Raw genomic sequence first — 23,611 nt, 5'->3', positions numbered from 1 at the left:
ATGGACGTCACGCCACGCTATCTGGGCGCGGGTTCCTTCCTCGCGCGACGTGACCCGCGCGTGCTCCTGCTGGTCCCCGTGCTCTATTTCGTGGCGGTGGCGAACGTCGCCGACCTCCGCGGCATGCTCGTGTGCGCCGCGATCGCCCTGGTGTACTACCGCGCCGCGGGCATCCCGTGGCGCGGTGTCAGGGCCAACTGGGTCTTCATGCTGACCTTCACCACGCTGCTGGTGGTGGTGAACAGCGTCTTCACCGCGGCGGACACCCGCGTGGGGGCCGGCGAGGCGCTGTTCGCCGTCCCGCTCACCGGGACGGAGGTCACCTGGGCGACGCTGTCATACGCGTCGACCCTGCTGATCCGCTACGCCTCCCTGGCCATGGTGAGCTTCCCGGTGGCCTTCGCGATCGCCCCGTCCGACCTCGGCGTGGCCCTCGCCCGTCTCCGCCTGTCCCAGCGGCTCGCCTACGGCGTGGACCTGACGTTCCGGTTCCTGCCGTCCACGGTCGCCGCGCTCCGCGAGACCATCGACGCCCAGCGGGTCCGCGGCTACGAGCACAGCCGCAGCCGCAACCCGTTCAGAAAGCTCGCCTCGCTGAAGCCCGTCGTCGTCCCGGTGACGGTGAACGCGCTGATCGACGCCGAGGACACCGCCAACGCCATGGACCTGCGCGGCTTCGGCGCCAAGCACCGCACCTGGATGCGCGAGCTGGCCTTCGGCCGCACCGACTACCTCGTCATGGGCGGGTTCCTGGCGCTCGCCGCGGTGATGACCGCCGCCAAGTTCTTCGGGCCGTTCGGCGAGGTGTGGGCGCCGTGACCGGTCAGGGCCTCCGGGGGGCGGACGCCGCGATCCACTCCGCGCCGCTGATCCTGCCGGTCGGCGCGCCCCCCGTCCGTGACGGCGCCCTGGTCGTACGGCGGGGCCGCGTCGCCGCGCTCGGCCCGCGCGCGGAGATCCTGGCCGCGTGGCCGGGCCGGGAGGAGACCCGCTGGGACGGGATGATCGTCGCCGGGCTGGTCAACGCCCACACCCACCTGCAGTACACCCACATGGCCGAAGTGGGGCAGCGCGTTCACGCCTCCTTCGAGGAGTGGTCCACGGCCTTCGACGAGGTCTACTACGGCTCCACGATCGACTGGGCGGCCAGCGCCCGCGACGGCGCCCGGCAGGCGCTGCGGTCGGGGACCACTTCGGCCGCCGACGTCGTCACCGACCTCCCGGCGGCCGGGGCGCTGCGGGAGGCGGGCCTGGGCGGCCTGCCGTATCTGGAGACCCTCGGCGACACCGACGCGAGCTGGGCGGAGTCGGGGCGGGAGCGGTTCCTCGCCATGCTCGACGCGGCGGGCCCGCCGGTGGGGGTCTCCCCGCACGCGCCGTACACCCTCGACACCGGGGCGCTGAGGGACGTGGCGGAGCTGGCCCGCTCCCGGGGGCTGCGCCGGCACATCCACCTCGCCGAGGGCGCGCACGAGCGGGAGTACACGGTCTCGGGCACCGGGCCGCTGGCCCGGATGGTCAGGGAGCTGGAGTTCGACTTCGCCATCCTGCGCGAGGGCGGCACCGGTCTCGGGCCCACCGCGTTCCTGGACGGGCTGGGCGTGCTTGGGCCGGAGTGCCACGTCGCGCACGGCGTCCACCTCGACGCCGACGACCGCGCCCTGCTCCGCGCGCGCGGCACCGCCGTCGCGCTCTGCCCCCGCTCCAACCGGACGGTCGGCATGGAGGGGCCGGACGTGGCCGCGCTGCTCGCCGAGGGCAACCCCATCGCGGTCGGCACGGACTCGCTCTCCTCCTCGCCGTCGCTGGACGTGCTGGCGGACGTGGCGGTGCTGCGCGATCTGGCGGTACGGCAGGGCTACCGGGCCGCCGACCTGGACCGGCGGCTGGTGGAGGCCGCGACGCTGGGCGGGGCCCGTGCCCTGGGGATCGCCGGCGGCCTCGCCCCCGGCGGCCCGGCCGACTTCGCGGTCTTCGACGTCTCCGTGGGGCGGGAGCCGTACCGGGTCCTGATCGAGGAGGGGCCGGGGCGGTGCGTCGCGACGGTGATCGGAGGCCGGATGATGTGGGATCACCAGACAGCGGCTGCCGTTGGGTGTTAATCTCCGATCTTTAGCGCTATTTGTCGATATTGCGGACATCGATATTGCAGGCATGGAGTCATGGCATCCCGGACCATTCGCTTCAAGCTGTACGCGCTGCTCAGCCTCCCGATCGTGGCGCTCGTCGCCCTGTGGACGTTCGTCACCGGCTACGTCGTCGGGGACTTCTTCGAGCTGCGCCAGGCCACCGCGCTGTACGAGCAGATATCGGCGCCCGCCGTCGCCCTGGCCACCGAGGTGCAGAACGAGCGCAAGCTCTCGGCCGTCGCGCTGGGCAAGGCCGTCTCCCAGCCCGAGGAACTGGCCCAGGTCCGCGACCTGACCAACAAGGCGGCCACCGCCTTCCGCCTGCGCGCCACCTCGCTGGAGTCCAAGACGATCACCACCCCGGAGCTGGGCGAGGCGGTCAACCGGGTCATCGGTGAGATAGGCAGGCTGCGCTCCATCCGCAGGGACGTGGACGGGCGCACCGCCAACCGGCTCCAGGTCGTCCAGGCGTACAGCCGCATCACCGACGCGGTCTACCGGCTCCAGGACAAGCTCATCACCGTGCCGGAGATCGAGCTCTACCAGCAGGCCATCGGACTCCAGCGGATCGCCCACGCACGCGACCTCATGGCCAGGGAGGACTCGCTGATCTCCAGCGCGGCCCTCGCCGGCGCGCTGACCCACGACGAGTACGAGGCGATCGAGGTGATCGCGCCGAACCGGTGGCTGCTGTTCAGCGAGGGCCTGGCGGTGCTGGACGGCGAGCTGCGCGGTCCCTTCGAGGAGCTTCTCAGCTCCCCCCGCCACGGGCGGGTCACCGAGCTCGAAAAGGAGATCATCGAGACCTCGCGGCTCCCCCGGGACCGGAGCGTCTGGCAGCACGCCGCCGCCGAGGTCGGCGGCGAGATGGACCAGCTCCTGGTCACGCGGGCCAAGCTGCTGAACGACCGCGCCGACGACGCGGCGGGCTGGATCATCATGCAGATCGTCATCGCGGGCGGCCTCGGCCTCGCCGCGATCGTGGGCGCGGTGGTCCTGTCCGCCAGGCTCGGCCGGGGGCTCGCACAGGAGCTGGGCGACCTGCGCCTGGCCGCCATGGACCTGGCCGAGGTACGGCTGCCGCAGGTCGTCGAGCGGCTCCGCAAGGGCGAGTCCGTGGACGTGGAGACCGAGGCGCCGCCCATCCCCACGACCGGCACCACCCTGGAGATCACCGACGTCGGCCGGGCGTTCTCCACCGTGCAGCGCACAGCGGTCGAGGCCGCCGTCGGCGAGGCCCGGCTCCGGCAGGGATTCAACCGGGTCTTCCGTAACCTGGCCCGGCGCAACCAGTCGCTGGTCCACCGCCAGCTCGCCCAGCTCGACGCCATGCAGCGCAAGACCAGCGAGCCGGGAGCGCTGGAGGACCTCTACCGGCTCGACCACCTCACCACCCGCATGCGGCGGCAGTCGGAGGGCCTGGTCATCCTCTCCGGCGCCACGGCCGGCCGCACCTGGCGCACCCCCGTCACCCTCATGGACGTGGTCCGCGCGGCCGTGGCCGAGGTCGAGGACTACCGGCGGATCATCGTCCCTCCCCTGCCGGAGGCCAGGCTGACCGGCTCCGCCACCGCCGACGTCACCCACCTGCTCGCCGAGCTGCTGGAGAACGCGACCGTCTTCTCGCCGCCGAACACCCCGGTGCGCGTCCAGGGCGAGATCGTCGGGCGGGGCTACGTGATCGAGATCGAGGACCGGGGCCTCGGCCTGCAGGACCTGGAGCGCGAGGAGATCAACGAGCGTCTCGCCACCCCGCCGGAGTTCGACGTGGCGGACAGCGAGCAGCTCGGCCTGTTCGTGGTGAGCCAGCTCGCCGCCCGTCACGGCGTCAAGGTCACGCTGAGCCGCTCGCCCTTCGGAGGCACCACGGCGGTCGTGCTCATCCCGCAGACCGTGCTCGCCGAGCCCGAGCCGGAGGGAGTGTCGGCCGTACGAGCTCTCGAATAGCCGGCGCGGCGGCCAGACAGGCGACCGGGACCACCGGCAGGTGGCGCTGTTTCACCCCTTTTTCGCATTGTTTCGCGGAGGCCGCCGAGCTGTCTCCCGGAGCCCGGCGGCGGGCGCCTCAGTCGGCGGAGGCGGTTGTGCCGGAGGACAGCTCGGCGGTGGGACGCTCCGATGTGCGGCGGTGGGAGGCTCGGCGGGAATTGACCATTGACGGCGGACGACGGCTCGGCGATCGTGAGTGACTGCCGAATGGATCTTTCATTGCGGCCGCAAGGACACTTCTCCTCCGTCATGGCCATAAGGAGCGTTCATGCCACACATCACGTTGAACACCGACGAGCCGGGGATCCGCGGACTGCTGAGGTTCCGCCCGGAGACGGCCCGCCCGCTGAACGATCTGGCCGAGGTGCTGCTCCGCGGGGAGAGCACCCTGTCGCGCGGGGAGCGCGAACTGATCGCGACGTACGTGTCGGGACTGAACGAGTGCCGGTTCTGCACCTCCTCACACGCGGCCTTCGCCGCCGCTCAGCTGCCGGAGGGGATGGCGCTGGTGGAGCGGGTGCGCGCCGATCCGGACGGCGCGCCCGTCTCGGCCAAACTGAAGGCCCTGCTGGGCATCGCGGCCGCGGTCCAGCAGGGCGGCCGGCAGGTCGGCGACCATCACATCGCCGCGGCCCGCGCGGAGGGCGCGACGGACGTGGAGATCCATGACACGGTGCTGATCGCGGCGGCGTTCTGCATGTTCAACCGCTACGTCGACGGCCTGGCCACGTTCGCGCCCGAGGACCCGGCGGCCTATGCGACGGCGGCCGACCGGGTCATCGCGTACGGCTACACGACCACCTCTCCCGTCGCGGAGCCCCGGGGCTGAGGCGCCCGTTCCCTGTTCCGTTCTTCCTCACGGAAGGCGGAACAGGGGCGGTAGGGGCCGACGGGTCAGACGCCCAGGGCCTCGGCGGCGAGCGCGGTCCCCCGTATCCGGGCGGCGATCTTGGCGAAGGCGACCTCGCGGGAGGTGGAGGTGTCGTCGGCGAACGGGGAGAACCCGCAGTCGTCACAGGTGCCCAGCCGCTCGACCGGGATGTGGCGGGCCGCCCGCAGCACTCGGTCACGCACCTGCTCGGGGGTCTCCACCTCGGGGTCGATCGGATCGGTCACCCCGATGAAGACCCTGGTCCCGGGACGCAGGTGGGCGCCGATGACGTCCAGCACCCGGGCCGGGTCGGGCTCGCCGGCCAGCTGGACGTAGAAGTTGCCGGCCTGCAGCCGGAGGAGCCGGGGCAGCAGGCCGCCGTAGTCGACGTCGGCGCTGTGGGTGGAGTCCTGGTCGCCGCCGGGGCAGGTGTGCACGCCGATCCGGGCCCGCTCGGCCGTGCTGAAGCGCTCCAGCACCTGGTTGTTGAGGGCGATGAAGTCTTCCAGCAGCCCGCCGCTGGGATCGAGCTTGAGCGACAGCCGTCCCTCGGTGAAGTCCAGCTGTACGGCGTGCGCGCCCGCGTCCAGGCAGCCGCGGATGTCGGCCTCGGCCTCGGCGATCAGATCGTCCAGGAAGACCTTGCGGGGGTAACCGGCGATGCCGGCGGCCGGATAGAGCAGGCTCAGCGCCGACGGGGCGATGACCGCCTGCTTGACCGGCAGGCGGGTGTGGCGCCGGGCCTCCCGCAGATACTCCGCGGCGTGGACGCGGTAGCGGAACGGGCCGGAGGTCAGGTGCGGCAACTGCCGGGTGTGCCCGTCGGCGAACGGGATGACCGCCCCGTCTGGACTGAGGCCGTCCAGCCCGGCGATCGGATAGGTGACGAAGCTGGGTTTGGACTGCTCGCCGTCGACGAGGACCGGGCAGCCGAGCTGCTCCAGTCGCGTGATGGTGTCGGCGACGGCTTCGGCCTGCCGCGCGGCCAGCTCGGCGTCACTGATCCGGCCTGCGGCGTGGTCGGTCAGCGCGGCCAGCAGCGCGGGGGGACGGGGGATGCTGCCGATCGGTTCGGTAGGGATGCCCATGCCGGGATCGTAGATAACGATCTGTGTCTTATCAATCACTTACGGATATGGAACGCTCCCCGGGATCAGGTTTCGCGGAGGCGGACCCGGTGGCGGGCGGGTTGAACGGCCCGGTCTACGGGGTGCCGGTGCGGTCGCGAGCCGCGATCGCCAGAGCCATGAACTCGCGGAAACGCGCGAACCGCTCCGGGTCCATGCTCAGCCGTACCCCGCCGAGGATCTGGTCGTCGCCGTGCCTGGCGCCGAGGCGGACCCTGAACTCGTCACCGCGCGGCTCCACGTCCACCCCGAGAAACGCCACGTGGTATCGGATGCTCTCCGACGACGACCGGTGGAAGATCTCGAAAGTCCTGCCGTCCTGCACCAGGATGTAGTCGCCGAGCTCGAACTCCGCCGCCATGGTTCCTCTTCCGGATCATCGGCAAACCCGGTGCCGACAGTATCCTCCGGCACGCTCCGGCGCGAGGGCGGGCTCCCCGGCCGGGGGTGGCCCGGACGTTCTTCACGGCAGTTTCGTCCAGGGGCCCGGGGCGTGGTCGTCCTTGGGGATCCACAGCGACGGCTGGAGCTCACGCAGCCTCGGCGCAGCTCCGGGTTCCCAGGGATACCGGCCGCCGGCGTCGGGCCAGACGACCTCCATGAAGGGCAGCGGAGGCTCCTGGTAGAAGTGCAGGGCCATGCCGAACAGCGATCGGTACCAGCTCGTGTCCACGGTCTTCGTGACGACGGAGTAGTTCCTGATGACGTCGTCCCGTGCCTGGTCGGCGACGAGATGGCGACCGGCGGCGATCCCGTCGGCCAGGGTGTTCAGGCAGTTCTTCATCACCTCGACCCGGAGCCCGAACATCGCCGCCTCGGGCGAGCGGAACGTGTGCCACAGGCCGACGGTGAACGCCCACCCCGGCCCGTCCTCATCCTCCGGGATCATGATGATTCCCCAGCCGCGTTCCCGGACGTGCCGCATCGTGCTGAGGTCGGCCTCGTCGAGCTCCACGTCGCGCTCGACGCACAGGAGACAGTGGCATACAGGCTGGTCGAACATGGTATCGAGCGTAGTGGCACGGGTGTGAGGCAGACCGCCGGGCCCGCCCTCCCGGTGCGGTGACGGGTCCGGCACGCCGGTCGCCGGTCGTTGGTTGCCGGTTGCCGGGTGACGCCGGTCGCCGTCGGAAGGCGCGGCGCCCCGGCCGGCTCAGTCGGAGCGCACCTGCAGGCCCAGGAGGGTGGCGATCACTACGGCCTGCGGGATGTCGATCACCGCGTCCTTCAGCTTGACGGCGCGGGGGTCCAGGGAGGACAGGTCGCTCCCGCGCAGGTCGCCGCGGGAGAGGTCGGCCCTGTCCAGCGAGGCGCCCGACAGGTCGACCCCCCGTAGGGTGACCCCCGCGCCGCGCGCACCGGTGAGGTCGGCCTCGCGCATCCGCACGTCCCGGAAGGAAGCGCTGTGCAGGTCGGCCCCCGGAAGCCCGACGAACGACCAGTCGCCGCCCTCGACCTTGAGAAGGTCGAAGCTGCAGCCGTCGAACACGCTGCCGACGAACTTGCAGCCGGTGAAGGCGGCGTCGAAGAACGTGCACCGCTTGAAGACGCAGTTCGTGAACGCGGTGTCGGAGTGCACCGACGCGTTGAACCGGACCCCGCTGAAGGTGCACTCGTGGAAGACCGCGCCCCGGCTCGACGCCTCGGTCATGTCCACATTGACGAAGGCGACCCGTTCGTGGTTCTGGCCGGACAGGTCCTCGCTGTCCCAGTCCGCCGACCGGATGGTCGTGTGGGTCTCGGGCGCAGGCTCGCCGTACTTGCGCTCAGCCATGGCTCATCATGCCTTCCGTGCCGGAATGGAAGTCGCCGCCTCGCGTCCCCGTCCGTCCGGGGCGGCGAGCCGGCACTGTCGCGGTAGTCCGGCCCTGTCACGGTAGTACTCCCGGTCACCGGTGACGCCCCCGGCCGGGCGTCCGCGTCACCGTCGCCGCGCCGGACCTCCAGCCGTCGCGAAGTGTGTCGACGCGACTACGGAGGGAACGGGGAGGGGGTAGATCGTGGCGCCATGAAAGTCGCATGGGGGAAGAGATGTCTGCACGGAGAGCTCGGTTCGCCGCCGTCCCGGTGGCGGTCATGCTGGCGGTAGCGCTGATCGGCGGCTGCGGGGATGCCAGGCAGGCCGCTCCGGCGACGCCCCCGGCCGCGGCGCCCACGCATCCCGGGGCTGCGAGCGACCCACCGGCGGCGGGCGCCGTCCCGGAGAGCAGCGAGGAATGCCCGGCCACGGGCAACACCAAGCGGTTCGCCAAGACGCGCTTCGCGCTGCACGCGGGCCTCGCGCTGGGGGCGTTCTACCGCTACATCTACAAGCCGCTGCGGAGCGGCGGCTTCAAAGCCGGAGCGGAGAAGCGCAAGCGCACTTTCGTGAAGGCGGCCGTGGCCGGCGCCTTCGCCCTCCACGAGTTGAAGGTCGCCAAGCGCTTCGCCGCGGCCAACCCGACGCTGTGCAAGGGCGTCCAGGCGGTCAGCGACAGCTTCTCCGAACTCACCGGCAAACTGAGGAACGGCACGGCCACCGAGGCCGACCTCGCCGCCGGCAAGAACGCCTTCGACGCCCTGCGGCAGCACGCCGCCAAAAACGGCTACGACTTCAAGGAGCGGGAGATCGCCGTCCCCGGCGCCCGCTGACCGCACCGACCGTGACGGTACGGCTACGCTCCCGGTGAAAGCGGCTACACCCCTGGCGAATCCGGGACACCAGTGGTCCCGGATTCATCGGGAGCCCTCCCCCCGGCCGGACCGATGCCCGCCACGATGGCCCGCAGGCCCTCCAGCACCTCGGGCCCGGACGGCGACCACTCGGGGTCGGTCAGCCACTGCACCATCACGCCGGAGAGCAGCGCCATCTGCACCGAGCCGAGGGTGCGCACGGTGGAGTCCTGGAGCTCGTCCTCCGGGACGCCCCGCAGCGTCGCCGCCAGCCCGCGGCGTCCTTCCTGCTGGGAGCCGGCCAGATACTCCCGCAGCTCGGGGGAGTGCTCGGCCTGCAGGAGCGCCTCGACGCTGGCGAGCCAGAGCTTCCGGTGCGCGGTGAACGACTCGATCATCTGCGACCACATGGCCTCGTACTGCTCCGCCGCAGTGGAGTCGGGGTCACCGTAGGCGGCCAGTGTGCGCCCGGTCTCGGTGCCCCATTCGTCGATCGCCTGGATGAGCGCAGCGTTCAGCAGTGCCTCTCGGGAACCGAAGTGGTAGCCGATGGCCGCCATGCTGACCCCTCCGGAGGCGGCCGAGATGTCGCGGACGGTCGTCCGCGCCCACCCCTTCTCCTCCAGGCAGCGCCTGGCGCCGGCGAGCAGATCCTCACGATTTCCCATACCGGGGATGTTACTTCGCCCGCCTGCCGCGACACCCGGTTTTAGCACGAGCGTCTTGCGCACACGAGTTGCGCATACGCATCGTGCAAGCGCACAAATTCGGGTGCCGTTCATGCCGAGCGGAGAACACGACGGAAGAGGCGGGCAGCGGCCGGTGATGCCTCCCCAGCTGGCCCACGCCCCGCATTGCCGAACCATGTATGACACGTCATTCCGCGCGAATGTTGCGCTGCTGAGGTATGGGATGAATCACGACACTCGCGCCCTTTGAGTGCGGACCGTGAGGTGTCACGATGGTCGCCATCCCATGATCGGAGAAGACGTGAACAGATCATCCCTGGCCGCGGTGTGCGCCGTCGCCGCCCTGCTGTCCTCGTTCGCCGCGCCCGCGATGGCCGCCGCCGAGCGCCAGGCGCCGCTCAAGACCGTGTACGGCTGGGCGAAGAAGTCCGGCGACTCGGCGATGATCGTCACGCCGTACCGGGCCACCCGGACCACGGTCGGCGACGGCCCCGGCATCGCATGGGAGCTGAGCAGGAAGAACGGCCGCCCCATCCGGATCGACTACACCGAGGGGCTGATCTTCCGCCAGGTCAACAAGAAGTGCGGCAGGGCGACGGCCGGGTACCCGTACGACACCGCGGACAAGAACGCCCTGGGCACCAAGGTGTGCGACCCCATCGACCTGTACAACCGGCTCCGCAAGGACAGGATGCCGGTGAAGGTCGTCTACGACCCGGCGGGCCCGATGGCCGTCAAGGTCATCGAGCTGGTCCTGCCCTGACGACGCGCTGACACGGGCTCCCCGGACGGCGCGGGCTCTCCGGACGGCGCGGGGGGACGGGCATCCCGGGACGGCGTACACGGGCTCCCCGGGCGGCGCGGGTGCGGGTCCGCCGGTGCGGGGGTGCCGCCCGGCTCGACGCCCGCGCCCGTCCACGGAGCGGGGTGACTCCGGCTCCCGCTCCCGCCGGAATCACTCCGCCCACCCGTTCCTGCGGGGAACGCGGCACTACGGCTTGCGGCCCACCCCGGAGTAGCCGATCGAGGTGCTCTCCGCGCCGATCAGCGGCTGGTCGTCGGGGCGCCAGTCCTTGGGGAACACCAGGCCGGGTTCGACCAGCTCGTAACCGTCGAAGAAGCGGGTGATCTCCGCGTGCGTGCGCAGGCTCAGCGCCGCGGTGGCGCGGTTGTAGATCTCCAGGGCCTCCGGCGTGGTGTCCGGCTTGGCGTCGATGGCGTGGCTGAGCACGAGGTAACTGCCCGGCGTGCTCGCCTCGCACAGCCGCTGGACGATCTCGTAGGCGCCCGCGCCGTCGGAGCTCTCGTCCGGGATGAAGTGCAGGATGGCCAGCATCAGGAACGCCACGGGCCGGTCGAAGTCGACGTGCTCGCGCAGCGCGACCAGCAGCTTCTCCGGGTCACGCGCGTCGGCCTGGACGATGGTGATGTTCTCGCCGTCCGCCAGGAGCGCCCGGCCGTGCGCGCACACGACGGGGTCGTAGTCCACGTAGATCACACGGGTGTCGGGTGCGACCCCGTGCGCGACCTCATGCGTGTTGCCCTGCGTGGGCAGCCCGGACCCCAGGTCCACGATCTGCCGGACGCCCGACTCGACCAGGTGGCGTACGGCACGCGAGAGAAACGCCCTGTTCTCCCGCGCGGAGTCCCGGGTCTCCGGGAAGAGTTTCAGGATCTGTTCGGCCGCGGCCCGGTCGGCGGCGAAGTTGTCCTTGCCGTCCAGGTAGTAGTCGTACATCCGGGCGACATTGGGCACGTTCGGGTCCACCCCGTCCGGCGCGGCCTGACTGTCCACGCTTCTCCCCGATTCTTCGGTATTCGTCGTTAATTGATCTTAGAGAGACTTTCGCGGTCTTGTGCGGGTAATGCCGGATCAAGATCTGCTTACTCTGCTTATGTCGGCAGATCCGGTTCGACCGGCAGCCGCAGCGTGAAGACGGCGCCCTCGCCCGGGGTGCTCACGACGCTCACGGTCCCCTGGTGGGCCTCGGCCAGATTCCGGACGATGGCGAGCCCGAGCCCGCTGCCGCCGGTCCGCCGGTTCCGTGACTTCTCCTCCCGCCAGAACCGGTCGAAGACATGGGGAAGGTGCTCGGGAGCGATGCCGACGCCGGTGTCGGCCACCTCGATCAGGACGTGCCCGTCCGCGAGACGGCCGCGCAGCGCGATCCGCCCGCCCGGCGGCGTGTAGTGCACGGCGTTGCTCACCAGGTTCCCCACGGCCTGGCGCAGCCGTACCCGGTCGGCGAGGAGTCCGGGGTCGCCGGCGGTGTGGGCCGTCAGGGTGAGGCCGGCGGAGTCGGCGCGGCCGCGATGCGCCGTGGCGATCTGGTCGAGCAGGTCGGCCACGTTCACCGGCTCGGGATGCAGCCGCAGCTTGCCCGCGTCCGCGAGAGCCAGCTCCTGCAGGTCGTCGACGATGTGCTGGAGCAGCAGGATCTCCTCCACCAGCGAGGCGATCAGCTCGGGGTCCAGCTCCGCGACGCCGTCCTGGGCGGCCTCCATCCAGCCGCGCAGGTTGCTCAGCGGAGTACGGAGCTCGTGGGAGACGTCGCTGACCATGGCCTTGCGCTGCGCCTCCATCCGCTCCAGATGCTCCGACATCCTGTTGAACGCCTCCGACAGCTCGCCCACCTCACCCGTGGCCGTCACCGCGACGCGGGCGGAGCTGTCGCCCTGCCCCATCCGCTGGGCCGCCTCGGTCAGCGCCCGCACCGGCCGGACCAGCCGGGTGGCGACCACGACGCTCACCGCGACCGCGAACAGCAGCACGACCAGCGCGGTGCCCGCGATGCGCGCCACCCCGGCCGAGGGCAGCTCGGCGGAGGGCGCCTGCGCCGAGGAGCCGAGATAGAGCAGGGCCGCGGGCGCGACATACGCCCTGAGCTGCTCGCGCCTGGCACCCGCCAGGCAGGCGGAGACGGGCTGCGGGTCGAGGACGCGCGGGACGGCGGCGGGGCGCGGCCCGAAGAGCGTCCAGGACAGGTCGAGGGCGAGTGTGACCTCGTACTTGCCCTGGTCCACCAGACACCGGTTGACCAGGTGGTTGAGTCGGCGCAGCGCCTTGCGCTCGGTCGCGGTGGGGGTGTTCAGCGTCTTCGAGGCGCACGCGATGGACGCGGAGGCGTTCTTGCTGGGGATCTCGACAGAGGGACGCCCGGAAGGGGAGAGGACGACGCCGGCCTCCTGTCCGCTGCGGCGCGCGCAGATCACCCCCAGGTTGGCGGCCTTCCGCAGCCGGGACCGTTCCGCGGCGGTGAGCTTGAACGGCCCGACCGCCCGGGGGTCGATGCGGTCCTTGGCCGCCCCCGGCACCAAGGTCACGTCCACCCGCAGCGGATCGACGACCACCGACGGCTTGGCGGGCAGCGGGGTGCCGCTGGAGTCGGCGATCGGCTCGCCGTTCTCGGTGGTGAGCGCGATGCGGCGGCCCGTCTTCCCGGCCAGGTCACGGACCGTCTGACCGACGCCGTCCCAGCTCGCGTGGGTCGCGCCGTAGCCGAGCAGGGTGTCGTTGATGCGGGTGTCGGTGACCAGGGTCTGGTCCTGCTCCTCGCGGATCGCGCCCGAGGTGCCCTGGCTGGTCAGCCAGGCGGTCGCCGAGATCGAGCAGACGGCCACCAGGACGGAGCTCGCGAGCAGTCGCGTGAGCAGGCTGTGGCGCCAGAGGCTCATCCCGAACCGTCGGTCAGCTTGTAGCCGACGCCGTAGACGGTCAGGATCCGGGTCGGCCTGCGCGGATCGGGCTCGATCTTCTTCCGCAGGTTCAGCATGTGCACGTCGACCGTGCGCCTGGTGATGAAACGGTCGAACCCGTGGACCTCCTCCAGGAGCTGCGCGCGGGTGAAGACCCGCTCGGGCTGGGCGGCGAGCGTCTCCAGGATCCGGAACTCGGCGGGCGTGCAGTCCACCGGGCCGCCGGCGACGCTGACCAGGTGGCGCGCGGGGTCGACCAGGAGATCGCCGACCTTCAGCGTCTCCTCGGGGGCCCCGGGACGCCGCGTCTCCTCGGGGTCCCTGGAATGCCGCGCCCGCCGCAGCAGCGTGCGGACCCTGGCCATCAGCTCCCGGGGGCTGTAGGGCTTGGTGACGTAGTCGTCGGCCCCCAGGTCGAGGCCGACAAGCAGGTCGTCCTCCGTGGCGCGGGCGGTCAGCATGAGCACGGGAACGTCCGACTCCGCGCGGATGACACGGCAGACGTCGAGGCCGTCGGCCTTCGGCATCATCACGTCGAGCACCACGAGGTCGGGCTCGCGCCCACGGGCCTCGTCGATCGCGGCCCGCCCGTCATGCACGACGAGCACCGAGTGGCCTTCCCGCTCCAGATAGCGGCGGACCAGCTCCGCCTGCTTCACGTCATCCTCTGCAACCAGCACATATGCGCACATCGGGACGAGGTTATGTGACCAAGACAGGTCATTGACAGCGACCAAACAGGACCTTCACATTCCTCCGCCAGTCTGCGTCGCGTGAAGTTCAGTCGCATGAAGTTCAACGGCTATCTCGCAACGGCGGCACTCGTCACCGTGGCCACGCTGACCGGCTGCGCGGCGTCCGGCACCCAGCCGGCCCCTCCGCGCGCCGCCGCCTCCACCGCCACCGGCCAGGCCGGGACAGGGGCCGGCGTGGAGGTGGCGACCGTACGGGGACCACGGATCGCCGTCTACCAGCGCAAGGGGGCGAGCTCACCCTGGCGCGAGCTCGCGAGCCCCAACGACTACGGCGCCGAGCGGGTCTTCCTCGTGGAGCGCCGCGACGGCGAGTGGCTGCGGGTCCTGCTGCCGATCAGGCCCAACGGCAGCACGGGCTGGATCAGGGCGGGCGACGTCACGCTGGCCAGGACCACGCATCGGGCGGAGGTCGACCCCGCGCGGTTCAGGTTCACGGTCTACGACGGGGCCCGCGTCCTGCGCACGGGAAAGGTGGCGACAGGCCGGGACGGCACGCCCACCCCTCCCGGCCGCTACTTCTTCACCGAGCTGGTACGCCCGCCGGACCCGCACGGGCCGTACGGTGCCTACGCCTTCGGGCTGAGCGGGTTCTCCCCGACGCTGAAGAGCTTCGCGGGAGGCCCGGGGCAGCTCGCCATCCACGGGACCGACGACGCGGCGGCCCTCGGCACGCAAGTCAGCCACGGCTGCGTGCGGGTCGGCAACGCCGACATCACCTGGATGGCCGAGAACCTGGCGATCGGCACCCCGGTCGTCCTGAAGGGCTGACGCCCTTCCGGCACGGAGTACGGCTCGTCACCGAGTACGACCCAACCGAGTAGGACCCAACCGAGTACGGCTCGGCCGAGTACGGCTCGTCACCGAGAACAACTCAACTGACAACAACGAAAGGTGAGACACATGCGTCTCAAGCTCGCACTCGTCGGCGGCGTCGTCGCCCTGGCCCTCGGCGCCGGCCTGGTCGGCACGGCGATGGCCGACGAGCCGGCTCCTACGGAGAAGGGCGTCAGCCGGCCCACGGCCGAACCCGCCAAGTCCGCCGCCCCCCGGCCCGTCCCGGCCAAGGTCCGCGAGGAGCCGGCTCCGGCCGTCAAGAAGCCCGGTGACCCCTCGGTGAGGCTGCCCCGCTACACCGGCTGAGCAGCAGCAGAAGACGCCGAGGGCGCCCGCGACCGGCGGGCGCCCCCGCCGTGCTGATCGAGCAGGCCAGGGCGGGTATGGCCGCCGGTCGGGTGCCAGCCGTACAGTTCGAGCAGGCCAGGGCGGGTACGGCTGCCGGGCAGGCGCCGGCCGTACAGTCCAGACGTGGCGACGCCACCCCTCCAAGTTCACGCCGCCACGCCCGTCCACCGGGTCGGTCCGGACAGCGGCACCGTCTGGATCGCCCGAGCCTCATTGACCGGCCACCGGCCGGTCTCCTGTACTTCGGAGCCGTCGTCACTCCGGATTGCTCGCCGCACGAAATTGTGTCCGCCACCTTCGCGAAGCCCGCACCGAGCTCGCCACCGGTGAGTCGACGTTCGCCGATTTCCCGCAGCGAGGGCCAGACCGGATCTGACCATCCCAGTACGACGACCCGCGGCTGCGGAGTAGTCTCCCCGCAGGTCAGGAGGTGTCATGGCCTCTCCTGCCCAAGCGTGGCGGCGCCGTCCCCGCGGAGCCGGTGCCGCCACGTCTCTCCTACGAGCCGGCTCCTCCTGGCGGAGGAGGGGACGGCGGCGGTTGAAGCGCCGGTGGCACAGCGGGTTCCGCTGCGCTGGAGCGACCCGGGAGCCGTGCCGTCACCGCCGTGGCGGAGCACCGAGGTCTCCCGCGTCGAAGTACGGCCGGTGCGATGCTCAGAACCTTGATCATTGACAACGTCCTGCTCTACCGTGCCCTTTTGTGCTCAAACCCCTCGCGCTGCCGGCCGTGGCCCTAATCGCCGCCCTACTCCTCCCCGGCACGGCCGACGCTCTCACCTCCCCCATCCAGAGCGTGCCCGCTCTGACCGACAACAGCCTCTACCGCAGTGGAAAGATCAAATCCTCGGAATGCCCCGACGGTGCGCTCAGCATTGAGAGTGCCCCAGCCGCGAAGCGCACGATCACCGCGCTGTGGCGCTGCCTGAACACTTCCTGGTCGGCGCATTTCAAGCACGCCAAGCTGCCCTTCGCGCCCGCCAAGCTCGTCGTCCTCACCGAACCGGCGCCGTTCTGCGGTAAAAAATGGAAGGAGGGCTTCCTGTCCACTTACTGCGCCGGAACGAAGACGGCGGCGGTGCTGGTGAACGATGAGTACTACCTGCGGACACGCGAGATCTATCACTTCACGTACATCACCGCGCTCTACGGCGCCCATCTGCAGCACACCACAGGCATCGCACGCGGCTTCAGCGCATTGCCGTACAAGAACAAGGCCGAGAACTTCGAGCGGGAGCGGCGTTGGATGCTTCAGGGGAGCTGCCTGTCGGGGGTCTTCCTGGGGAGCGTCTGGAAGACCGCAGGAGAGGGCAGTGAAGGCTGGCCCGCGTTGTTGGACCTCGTGAAGTCGAATGGCGACCACAGGTCCAAGAAGGACCGCTACTTCGCCAAGGGCAAGAACATCGTCTACTGGCTCGACCGCGGCTTCAAGAGCGGCGACCCCGGTTCCTGCAACACCTGGAAGGCGTCCTCCGCACGCGTCGCCTGACCGCGCGGCGGCTCTGCCCTCCGCGCGCGTCGCCTGACCGCGTGGCGCCGCCCTCCACGCTCGCGCCTCCCCGCCGGTTCAGCGGTCTCGTCGGGGGAGCCTCCCGGTGTCATGTTCCTCAGCGGAGCCCCTTTCGGCGGGGAGCCTTTCGGCGGGTGAGCCGAGCTCGAACCAGATGACGGTTCCGACGGAGTCGCGGTGGAATCCCCATCGGGTGGCGAGGCTGTTGACGAGGGCGAGACCACGGCCACCTGTGGCGTCCGGCCCGGAGTCCCTCGGGCAGGGGATCTGTGAGGAACCGGGGTCCTGCACGGTGATCAGCACGCCGTGGACGACGAAGGCCACCGTGACGAGAAACTCCTGCGGGCCGTCGAACGGCCCGGAAGAGTGCTCGACGGCGTTGGTGGCGAGCTCGCTGGTGAGGAGCACGGCGTCGTCGCGGAGCGGATGGCCGTCCCCGAGTATCCCGGCGACGAAGTTCCGCGCGGGCCTGACCTGATGGGGAGTGGCTCCGAACCGCCGGGAGATCACGAGAGGGGCGGTGGGCGCGTGGCCCAGGAGCGGCCCCTGGTGCGCGAGGCCCGTAGTGTCGTGGGCCGTCGTCCGGGACCGATCAGTGAACACGCCGGCAAGCATGGCCAGAAGTCGCGCCGCCATCGTTGTCTCTCCTCTCCACTGCGATATCGGTGCTGACACCGCTTGATCGCCCCATCTCTGGAACGGCCGTCTCGCGGCCCGTTCTGGAGATGGGGTGTGCCCGCCGTACGCCAAGGGCACCCCACCGATCGGCATCGAGGTGGAACAGACTCATGTCACCGCCCCCTTTGGGTACGGCTCGTCCTTTCGGTGCAGCTCGCCTTTCCAGTACGGCTCGCGCCTGCCGGATGGAGGGCTGACGCCCGGCGGCGCTTCGCGCCCGTACGGCACGGCGGCCGTCGCGGCCGGCCGCAAGCGGTGTCCCCGGCTTCCAGGAGAAACCGTGGGGTGGTGAGGCTTTGGCGGCCGTACCGTCACGATGTCCGGCACGGCCGGGAGCGGTCGGCCACACAGACCGAGCCGCCGCCGCGCCGCCATGCGGGTGCGGACCTGGGCGGGCGTGGGCTGGTCCCACAGATGGTCGCGGCGGTGCGGCAGGCTGGCCGCGTCGTGGGCGTAGGGCGGATGGCCGCACCACCGGCAACCAAGTGGCGACGGCGGCTGTCCGGCATGCCAACGGACCCGAATGATCCGTCCGGCTCTACTAAGGTTGGGCACGGGTCGCACCTCCGGTATGCGATCAAGGCCCTGCCAGCCGACGGGATTCGCCTGGCAGGGCCGTTTTTTGCAGTTCTTCGGCCTGGTAGCGGTATCGCGGGGTTCGTATGGTGAGGCGTGGCGGCGCCGTCCCTCCAGATCCCACGCCGCCACGCCGGTCTATCGGGTCCTCCCGGTCAGCAGTGCCGTCCAGATCGCCCAAGCCTCGTTGATCGAGCAGGGGGCGGTCTCGTGCACCTGATGGCCGCCGTCGAGCTGGACGGTTCGACGGAGGAACGCCCGCCCGGCGCCTTCCAGTAGTTCGTAGACGGTGGCGCGGCAGAAGCAGGTCCACGCGACCGGCCGCGCCCGCTCCAGCGCCTGGTGCGGGGACCGCCACTCCAGTCGCGTGTGCTCTCGCTGGACCATCGCCACATGCGGACTCAGGCACCTGTCAGGCGGGATCACCGCGTGCCCCCGCCGGCGGTTCGGGCAGTCGATGCGTTTCGCGGAGCTCCGCATAGCGGAACACGACCCGCCGGGCGGCGCGGACAGGATCGTTCGCCGGATGCCAGGCATAGACGGACCGCCCCCGCCGGGCGTCCCACCCGGTCCGCCACCAGACCCGCTCCCCGTCACACCACACCACCAGGCCCACCCAGACCGACACCAGCGCCAGCCCGTAACCGTCGTGAACGTCGGAGGCGATCCCCTGCTCTTCCAGAGCCTTACGCAGGAACTCTGCGGTCTGGCAGGGGTCTGTCGGGATCGGGGATGGAGGTTCGCCCGGCATGTCTTCTCCAGATGAGATCGATTCCAGGGGAGATCGGATGACGCCGCTTACGTCCGCTCAGGCGGCGTCATAGAGATCATCAAGTGCCTCGATGGCGGCGGCACACGACCGAAGGTGTTCTTGTAGGTGGCGCGACGGCACGGTGGGAAGGCCCGCAGACCCGGACTGGGGCCGTACACGGGGCGTGCCGTCGCGCCGGTTCAGGGACTACCGGCCGATCTCCGCGAGAACGCGTTCGATCCGGTCGGCGGCGGTTTCGACGTCGGTGATCGGTGTGATCAGGAACGGCCCAGGGAACCGGAGCTTTCCGCCGGTGTTCGGCGCGGTAAGCACGCTCTCGGTCAGCGGTGGCGCGGCCTTTTTGACCACGGTCAACGAGGTAGGGCGACCTTCCTCCAGGTGCGGCCGGACGGTGAAGCTCCGCCGGTCCAGTCGCGCGGCGAGTCTCTCCAGTTGATCGAGGGCATGTACGGCGTTGGCACTCATGGTGTCCATCTCTCGCGATCCGGCGTGCTCAAGGTGCTGACAGGAGACCTCATGGCCTGATTTGCTCGCAACGAACAGCAAAAACAACGCGAGGTGATCGCATGACCACGGAGCGGAAGAGAGGTCGTGGGCGACCGGCCAAGGCCCTCGATCCCGGCATGTCACTGCTCGCTGCCCTGGGGGCCAAGGTGCGTGAGCTGCGCAAAGGACGCGCGCTGACGTTGATGGAGCTCGGTGAGCTGACCGGATACTCCTGGCAGCACCTCGGTGCCGTGGAACGAGGCTCCGTCGCCCCCTCGGAGTCGGTGATCGTCGCGTGCGACACCGCACTCGGCGCCGGCGGAGCGCTGAACCGTATGCTCCCCGGCGTCATCCGGGAACAGGCACACCTCCGCCACAGCAGCGAGGCCGCCCGCAGGTCCGGCACGGAAGCCCCGGGTGCCGATGTCGACTGGGGACGGCTCAGCGCATGCGGCAAACGCGCTTCAGGGGTGACCTCCGCGGTGGTGGACGACATCGAGATGATCACGATGTACCAGCGCCGTCTCTACCACGAACTGACGTCGACCCAGATGCTCGTCCCGGTCGACGGCCATCTCGGGCTGCTGCTCTCTCTCCTGGAGACCCCCGCACCGGACCGGCTACGGCGACGCATCGTCTCCGCGGCTGGGGAGGCCGCCGGATTCTCGGCATGGATCTGGTTTGACCTCGGTGACCACTTCAAGATGGGCCGCCGATACGGCATAGCCATGGACGCCCTGGTCGAAGGCGAGGACAGAGGGCTGCGGTCCTACATCAGCGCCTACCAGGCGGTCACCGCCGACGCGGCCGGTCAGGCCGGTGAAGCCGTACGCCACGCATCGGCGGCTCTCGACATGGCGGGCCGCTCGGTCACCCGCGTGACGAGGTCCTGGCTCCACGCGGTGAACGCCGCCGCCTGCGCCCACGCGGGCGACAGCCGTACCGCTCTGTCCCAGCTCGGCCAGGCACATGGAGCCCTGGAAGAGGCCGGCGACGAACGCGACGAGTGGATGTACGACTTCGACCATGAGCGCCTTCTGGGCTACGAGGGCAACTGCCTGCTGGAGCTCGGCCGATACGCCCAGGCGGCCCGCTCCTTCGAACACGCCCTCAGCGGCGTCCCCGCCACATGCGTACGCCGCCGGGCGGAGCTCAGCGTGGACCTGGCGCAGGCACGCCTCGGAGAAGGCGAAACAGCCGAAGCCGTACGGCTGACACGGGAAGCGATCACCGTGTTCGCCCAGCGGGGATCCTCCTCGGGCATGTCCCGGGTGCGGCAACTCCGCGATCGCATGGCAGAGCAGCCGGCGGTTCGCGAATTGGATGATTTCGTCCGAACATGGCAAGAGTGAGCCCTATCCCGGCTGAACTCGTCGCCCGCGCCACCGTCTCCTACGACGCCCTCCAGACGGTCGGCGAGACCGTCTACTGGATCGAGGGGCGACCGGCCGGGGACGTGCTCGTGCGCTGGACCGCCTCCGACGGCACTCAGGACGTGCTGCCGGAGGGCCTCCACGTCGCCTCCTATGTGCACGAGTACGGCGGAGGCGCCTACCTGGCCACCGAGCGGGACCTCTGGTTCTGCAACGCCGACGATCAGCGGATCTATCGCGTGAGCGACGGCCGGCCTCCTGTACCGGTGACGCCTGCTCCCGCCTCACCTGGGGCTTTGCGCTATGCCGATCTCCGCCTCCTACCGGGTATCGACAAGTTGATCTGTGTCCGCGAGCGACACGAAGCCGACGGGTCAGTCCACAACGAACTCGTCATCCTGCCGGTCGACAGGTCGGCCGAGCCGAAGGTGGTCGTCTTCGGCGACGACTTCTACATGTCCCCGGAGCCCAGTCCCGATGGGAAGCGGCTGGCCTGGGTGTCATGGAACGCACCGCTCATGCCGTGGGACGGTTCCTGGCTCTGGGTGGCCGACATCCGCTCTGACGGAACTCTCACGGACCTTCAGCTTGTCGCAGGTGGTGAAGATGAGTCGGTGTGCCAGCCGCAGTGGAGTCCGGACAGTGTGCTGCACCTCGTGTCGGACCGCTCGGGCTGGTGGAACCTGTACGCCTGGCGCGACGATCGCCTCGACCCGGTGATCACGGGGGAGTTCGAGGTCGCGGCTGCTCCGTGGGAGTTCGGTTACCGTACTTACGCGTTCCAGAACGCTCAGATCGTGGCGGTCATTCAGCAGGGCCCAGAGCACCATCTCGTGACGAGACATCCTGACGGCTCACTGGAGCCGGAGGTCCTGTCCTACACCTCGATCAAGCCCTATCTGGCCCTGGCAGGCCAGAAGCTCACCTTCATTGGCTCCAGTCCCACCAAGCTGCCCACGGTGGTGCTGTCCCAGCTGGACGGCCCCATCCAAGAGCTCACTACAAACGACCTCGGGATCGACCCGGCATCGCTCGCTCAACCCGACCGCTTCGTCTTTCCTACCCGGGACGGACACGAAGCGTACGGCCTTTATTACCCGCCTATGAGCAAGAGCGACCTGCCACCACCGTTGCTCGTACGGGCTCATCCGGGACCGACGGCGAATTGGCCTCTTCGGTTGGACCTACATGCGCAGTACTTCGCGAGCAGAGGTTTCGCTGTCGCCGATATCGACTACCGGGGCAGTACGGGGTACGGACGCGTATACCGTCTAGGGCTCCGTTATCGATGGGGGATGGTTGACGCCACGGATTGCGCTGACGCGGCGCTTTATCTGGCGTCCATCGGCCTTGCAGATCTCGCGCGAATGACGATTTGGGGAGCGAGCGCTGGCGGATACACCGTTCTGCGCGCTCTGGCGACGACCGATGTATTCGTCACAGGGATCGCCAGATCCACCGTGGTCGGCCTCGAGAGCTGGAGCAGAGCCGCACCAAAGTTCCAAGCTCATCACACACAGTTACTCAGCGGAGGTCATCGTCGTGCCATAGACGAACCCGCCGCCGAAATTCGATGCCCACTGCTTTTGATCCATGGAGAAGAAGATCGCGTGACCCGAATAGATCAGGCTCGATCCTTTGTGCAGCGACTCGATGGCAGCTCACAACTGATCGTTATTCCTGGAGTGGGTCACACCCTGCGATGCCGCTCCGATGTGGAGCACGTTCTCTCCAAGGAATTGGAGCACCTCCGCTCAGCCCCACTCGGTGGTGGCCGCTGAGCTGAGGTGCGGAAAATCGGCCGGACGATCCTTACCGGGGGCTAATTCCGCCTATTCCTAACTGATCTTCGAAAGGTTTTTAGGGAACAACTGGTGGCGGATATGGCCCTCTTGGCCGCGGAACGCCCTAAACTCTCCGAGCTTGTATTTACGGCTGCGAGCAGTCTCTATCATTTCAATTTCGAAGTCCAGCTCAAGGTGCTTGAGTCGGCGTTCAACATCCTCAACGCGTATTTCAAGCCCAGTTGCTTTGACGATCTGGTTAAGCGTAAGAGGGGTATCGCTGTCCCGAAGTGCCTGGTACACGGGATCGTGGACCGACTTGGTGCGTTGAAGAGGCTCGGTCTCGTGCAAGAGCGCAGCCTTGATGGCGCCGCCAAGGGCTTCGGCGACCGGTGGTGGGAAAGCATTACCAATTTGGCGATATACAGAAGTTTTTCCACCCTTGAACTCCCACTCGTCCTCTGGTTTCCAGCCTTGGAGTAGGGCGACCATCTCGCATGTCAGCTTCGGACCGACAGCGAACTTGCTCCCTTTAGGGGGGGCGCTATTAGCGACGCCAAGAGCGTCAACACCCATTAATGCCCAAGCCTTTTTTGCTCGTGTCGGGCCGAGGTCAGCCCCTCCGTGCTTCTTGGACCCGCCCACGATGGTGGGTGCAATGCTGTTCGCCTGATCAGCCCAGGCGTCAGCGCCTTCCCAGCCGTCGGAAGCCATGAGGTCGCGCAGTGTTTTGCCGACTGTGGGAGGGGTGCCGATAGGCTCGGGCCAGTGAAAGTAGGGAGCGTCTTCTTCTCGGAGCGCGACAAGTACAAAGCGAGGGCGCAACTGAGGCACCCCGAAATGTGATGCCTGCAGAAGCTTCCATTCAGCGATATATCCAAATCCGTGGAGTTCGTTGAGAACATGCTGACGGTAGGCCGCGAAGCGGTGCATGCTCAGTCCGCGGACGTTTTCTAACATGACCGCACGGGGCTTCAAAACGCCAACTTGCTCTACCGCCCATGCGAAGAGATCACGTTCGTCGTTCGCGCCGAGCTGCTTACCCGCAATCGTAAACGGGGGACACGGCACACCTCCGGCCAGCAAGTCGATCGGCTCACGGTCGGGATGCTCGTCGCTGGGGGCGTAGTCTGCTGGATTCCAGATGCTGGGATCTGCGACGTCGCCTTGCTCGACCTTCCATTCCGGCCGGTTAGCCTGGAGCGTCTTGACCGCGTTGGGATCCAACTCGATGGCCAGCTCGTGCTCAAACCCAGCCTTCTCGAGACCTAATGCTTGGCCGCCCGCGCCAGCGCAAATCTCAATGACGCGTAGCTGCCGCTCGCTCACGGTAGATCCTTTCA

The 23,611-nt window shown here is 69.3% G+C and carries 24 protein-coding genes; 11 read left to right on the top strand and 13 right to left on the bottom strand.

All coding sequences use genetic code 11. The features are described 5' to 3' along the window. The 4 genes from BM085_RS22625 (at nt 1) to BM085_RS22610 (ending at nt 4,947) form a co-directional block, all read left to right on the top strand. Nucleotides 1–819 (top strand): energy-coupling factor transporter transmembrane component T family protein, encoded by an 819-nt coding sequence (locus BM085_RS22625; protein ID WP_093888930.1) that lies wholly within the window; start codon nt 1–3, stop codon nt 817–819. Further along, nucleotides 816–2,102 (top strand): amidohydrolase family protein, encoded by a 1,287-nt coding sequence (locus tag BM085_RS22620; RefSeq protein ID WP_093888992.1) that lies wholly within the window; start codon nt 816–818, stop codon nt 2,100–2,102. Before BM085_RS22625 ends, BM085_RS22620 begins: the two co-directional genes overlap by 4 nt. Before the next feature lie 60 nt (nt 2,103–2,162). Beyond that, nucleotides 2,163–4,076, top strand: coding sequence for a sensor histidine kinase (locus BM085_RS22615; protein ID WP_093888929.1), 1,914 nt, complete (start codon nt 2,163–2,165; stop codon nt 4,074–4,076). A 310-nt stretch (nt 4,077–4,386) separates the two neighbouring features. After that, a complete protein-coding gene (locus tag BM085_RS22610) occupies nt 4,387–4,947 on the top strand; it encodes a carboxymuconolactone decarboxylase family protein (protein ID WP_093888928.1) in 561 nt (186 codons plus the stop codon). A 65-nt stretch (nt 4,948–5,012) separates the two neighbouring features. On the opposite strand, the gene BM085_RS22605 is transcribed toward BM085_RS22610, so the two are convergent. The 4 genes from BM085_RS22605 to BM085_RS22590 form a co-directional block, all read right to left on the bottom strand. Next, a complete protein-coding gene (locus BM085_RS22605) occupies nt 5,013–6,077 on the bottom strand; it encodes a cobalamin-independent methionine synthase II family protein (protein ID WP_093888927.1) in 1,065 nt (354 codons plus the stop codon). A gap of 115 nt (nt 6,078–6,192) precedes the next feature. Beyond that, nucleotides 6,193–6,477 carry a hypothetical protein gene (locus tag BM085_RS22600; protein WP_093888926.1) on the bottom strand — a complete coding sequence of 95 codons (285 nt, stop codon included), beginning with the start codon at nt 6,475–6,477 and terminating at the stop codon, nt 6,193–6,195. 102 nt (nt 6,478–6,579) lie between these two features. Continuing rightward, nucleotides 6,580–7,119: a DUF4262 domain-containing protein gene (locus BM085_RS22595; protein ID WP_086577518.1), complete on the bottom strand. Its 540-nt coding sequence runs from the start codon at nt 7,117–7,119 to the stop codon at nt 6,580–6,582. A 150-nt stretch (nt 7,120–7,269) separates the two neighbouring features. After that, on the bottom strand, nt 7,270–7,890 hold the full coding sequence (locus tag BM085_RS22590; RefSeq protein ID WP_093888925.1) for a pentapeptide repeat-containing protein: 621 nt from the start codon (nt 7,888–7,890) through the stop codon (nt 7,270–7,272). 257 nt (nt 7,891–8,147) lie between these two features. Here BM085_RS22590 and BM085_RS22585 point away from each other — a divergent pair, with 257 nt between their 5' ends. Next, a complete protein-coding gene (locus tag BM085_RS22585; protein ID WP_245789560.1) occupies nt 8,148–8,747 on the top strand; it encodes a hypothetical protein in 600 nt (199 codons plus the stop codon). A 44-nt stretch (nt 8,748–8,791) separates the two neighbouring features. Here the strand turns inward: BM085_RS22585 and BM085_RS22580 are convergent, their stop codons facing one another. Beyond that, complete coding sequence (locus BM085_RS22580; RefSeq protein ID WP_093888924.1) at nt 8,792–9,436, bottom strand: TetR/AcrR family transcriptional regulator; 645 nt, start codon at nt 9,434–9,436, stop codon at nt 8,792–8,794. A 322-nt stretch (nt 9,437–9,758) separates the two neighbouring features. On the opposite strand from BM085_RS22580, the gene BM085_RS22575 reads away from it, so the two are divergent. Beyond that, nucleotides 9,759–10,220 (top strand): hypothetical protein, encoded by a 462-nt coding sequence (locus tag BM085_RS22575; protein WP_143121027.1) that lies wholly within the window; start codon nt 9,759–9,761, stop codon nt 10,218–10,220. A gap of 228 nt (nt 10,221–10,448) precedes the next feature. On the opposite strand, the gene BM085_RS22570 is transcribed toward BM085_RS22575, so the two are convergent. The 3 genes from BM085_RS22570 to BM085_RS22560 all read right to left on the bottom strand — a co-directional run bounded on the left by BM085_RS22570 (nt 10,449) and on the right by BM085_RS22560 (nt 13,845). Further along, nucleotides 10,449–11,252, bottom strand: coding sequence for an SAM-dependent methyltransferase (locus BM085_RS22570; protein ID WP_093888922.1), 804 nt, complete (start codon nt 11,250–11,252; stop codon nt 10,449–10,451). Nucleotides 11,253–11,350: 98 nt separating this feature from the next. Next, nucleotides 11,351–13,132, bottom strand: a complete 1,782-nt coding sequence (locus tag BM085_RS22565) for a sensor histidine kinase (protein WP_093888921.1) — start codon at nt 13,130–13,132, stop codon at nt 11,351–11,353. Next, nucleotides 13,129–13,845: a response regulator transcription factor gene (locus BM085_RS22560; RefSeq protein ID WP_093888920.1), complete on the bottom strand. Its 717-nt coding sequence runs from the start codon at nt 13,843–13,845 to the stop codon at nt 13,129–13,131. The genes BM085_RS22565 and BM085_RS22560 overlap by 4 nt, the downstream gene beginning before the upstream one ends. Nucleotides 13,846–13,941: 96 nt before the next feature. On the opposite strand from BM085_RS22560, the gene BM085_RS22555 reads away from it, so the two are divergent. The 3 genes from BM085_RS22555 (at nt 13,942) to BM085_RS22545 (ending at nt 16,578) form a co-directional block, all read left to right on the top strand. After that, entirely contained in the window at nt 13,942–14,676 is a 735-nt protein-coding gene (locus tag BM085_RS22555) for a L,D-transpeptidase (protein WP_093888919.1), read from the top strand. Between the two features lie 132 nt (nt 14,677–14,808). Continuing rightward, a complete protein-coding gene (locus tag BM085_RS22550) occupies nt 14,809–15,048 on the top strand; it encodes a hypothetical protein (RefSeq protein ID WP_093888918.1) in 240 nt (79 codons plus the stop codon). A gap of 744 nt (nt 15,049–15,792) precedes the next feature. Further along, on the top strand, nt 15,793–16,578 hold the full coding sequence (locus BM085_RS22545; protein WP_093888917.1) for a neutral zinc metallopeptidase: 786 nt from the start codon (nt 15,793–15,795) through the stop codon (nt 16,576–16,578). Between the two features lie 78 nt (nt 16,579–16,656). On the opposite strand, the gene BM085_RS22540 is transcribed toward BM085_RS22545, so the two are convergent. The 4 genes from BM085_RS22540 to BM085_RS22525 all read right to left on the bottom strand — a co-directional run bounded on the left by BM085_RS22540 (nt 16,657) and on the right by BM085_RS22525 (nt 19,177). After that, nucleotides 16,657–17,235, bottom strand: a complete 579-nt coding sequence (locus BM085_RS22540) for an ATP-binding protein (protein WP_245789558.1) — start codon at nt 17,233–17,235, stop codon at nt 16,657–16,659. 756 nt (nt 17,236–17,991) lie between these two features. Beyond that, nucleotides 17,992–18,240, bottom strand: a complete 249-nt coding sequence (locus tag BM085_RS22535; protein WP_143121025.1) for a hypothetical protein — start codon at nt 18,238–18,240, stop codon at nt 17,992–17,994. A gap of 25 nt (nt 18,241–18,265) precedes the next feature. After that, nucleotides 18,266–18,604 (bottom strand): response regulator, encoded by a 339-nt coding sequence (locus tag BM085_RS22530; protein ID WP_093888914.1) that lies wholly within the window; start codon nt 18,602–18,604, stop codon nt 18,266–18,268. Nucleotides 18,605–18,811: 207 nt separating this feature from the next. Further along, nucleotides 18,812–19,177: a hypothetical protein gene (locus tag BM085_RS22525; RefSeq protein WP_143121024.1), complete on the bottom strand. Its 366-nt coding sequence runs from the start codon at nt 19,175–19,177 to the stop codon at nt 18,812–18,814. A gap of 71 nt (nt 19,178–19,248) precedes the next feature. Between BM085_RS22525 and BM085_RS22520 the strand changes: the two genes are divergently transcribed. Then, the gene (locus tag BM085_RS22520; RefSeq protein WP_177245220.1) at nt 19,249–20,463 is read left to right on the top strand and encodes a helix-turn-helix domain-containing protein; all 1,215 of its coding nucleotides are present in this window, start codon (nt 19,249–19,251) and stop codon (nt 20,461–20,463) included. Continuing rightward, the gene (locus BM085_RS22515) at nt 20,451–22,265 is read left to right on the top strand and encodes an alpha/beta hydrolase family protein (protein WP_143121023.1); all 1,815 of its coding nucleotides are present in this window, start codon (nt 20,451–20,453) and stop codon (nt 22,263–22,265) included. Before BM085_RS22520 ends, BM085_RS22515 begins: the two co-directional genes overlap by 13 nt. Nucleotides 22,266–22,322: 57 nt before the next feature. On the opposite strand, the gene BM085_RS22510 is transcribed toward BM085_RS22515, so the two are convergent. Continuing rightward, complete coding sequence (locus tag BM085_RS22510; RefSeq protein ID WP_245789556.1) at nt 22,323–23,597, bottom strand: DNA cytosine methyltransferase; 1,275 nt, start codon at nt 23,595–23,597, stop codon at nt 22,323–22,325. Between the last annotated feature and the right edge of the window lie 14 nt (nt 23,598–23,611).

It is taken from the genome of Streptosporangium canum (assembly GCF_900113865.1).
GTDB classification, from domain to species: Bacteria; Actinomycetota; Actinomycetes; order Streptosporangiales; family Streptosporangiaceae; genus Streptosporangium; species Streptosporangium canum.
The sequence above is the reverse complement of the archived record's forward strand: the minus strand, read 5'-3'. Positions and strand labels throughout refer to the sequence as shown.

Bases quoted from the DNA above. Each gene is read 5' to 3' on its own strand.
- BM085_RS22625 (WP_093888930.1), top strand. From the start codon at position 1: ATGGACGTCACGCCACGCTATCTGGGCGCGGGTTCCTTCCTCGCGCGA.
- BM085_RS22615 (WP_093888929.1), top strand. From the start codon at position 2,163: ATGGCATCCCGGACCATTCGCTTCAAGCTGTACGCGCTGCTCAGCCTC.
- BM085_RS22610 (WP_093888928.1), top strand. From the start codon at position 4,387: ATGCCACACATCACGTTGAACACCGACGAGCCGGGGATCCGCGGACTG.
- BM085_RS22605 (WP_093888927.1), bottom strand. From the start codon at position 6,077: ATGGGCATCCCTACCGAACCGATCGGCAGCATCCCCCGTCCCCCCGCG.
- BM085_RS22600 (WP_093888926.1), bottom strand. From the start codon at position 6,477: ATGGCGGCGGAGTTCGAGCTCGGCGACTACATCCTGGTGCAGGACGGC.
- BM085_RS22595 (WP_086577518.1), bottom strand. From the start codon at position 7,119: ATGTTCGACCAGCCTGTATGCCACTGTCTCCTGTGCGTCGAGCGCGAC.
- BM085_RS22590 (WP_093888925.1), bottom strand. From the start codon at position 7,890: ATGGCTGAGCGCAAGTACGGCGAGCCTGCGCCCGAGACCCACACGACC.
- BM085_RS22585 (WP_245789560.1), top strand. From the start codon at position 8,148: ATGTCTGCACGGAGAGCTCGGTTCGCCGCCGTCCCGGTGGCGGTCATG.
- BM085_RS22580 (WP_093888924.1), bottom strand. From the start codon at position 9,436: ATGGGAAATCGTGAGGATCTGCTCGCCGGCGCCAGGCGCTGCCTGGAG.
- BM085_RS22565 (WP_093888921.1), bottom strand. From the start codon at position 13,132: ATGAGCCTCTGGCGCCACAGCCTGCTCACGCGACTGCTCGCGAGCTCC.
- BM085_RS22560 (WP_093888920.1), bottom strand. From the start codon at position 13,845: ATGTGCGCATATGTGCTGGTTGCAGAGGATGACGTGAAGCAGGCGGAG.
- BM085_RS22555 (WP_093888919.1), top strand. From the start codon at position 13,942: ATGAAGTTCAACGGCTATCTCGCAACGGCGGCACTCGTCACCGTGGCC.
- BM085_RS22550 (WP_093888918.1), top strand. From the start codon at position 14,809: ATGCGTCTCAAGCTCGCACTCGTCGGCGGCGTCGTCGCCCTGGCCCTC.
- BM085_RS22540 (WP_245789558.1), bottom strand. From the start codon at position 17,235: ATGGCGGCGCGACTTCTGGCCATGCTTGCCGGCGTGTTCACTGATCGG.
- BM085_RS22535 (WP_143121025.1), bottom strand. From the start codon at position 18,240: ATGGTCCAGCGAGAGCACACGCGACTGGAGTGGCGGTCCCCGCACCAG.
- BM085_RS22530 (WP_093888914.1), bottom strand. From the start codon at position 18,604: ATGCCGGGCGAACCTCCATCCCCGATCCCGACAGACCCCTGCCAGACC.
- BM085_RS22520 (WP_177245220.1), top strand. From the start codon at position 19,249: ATGTCACTGCTCGCTGCCCTGGGGGCCAAGGTGCGTGAGCTGCGCAAA.
- BM085_RS22515 (WP_143121023.1), top strand. From the start codon at position 20,451: ATGGCAAGAGTGAGCCCTATCCCGGCTGAACTCGTCGCCCGCGCCACC.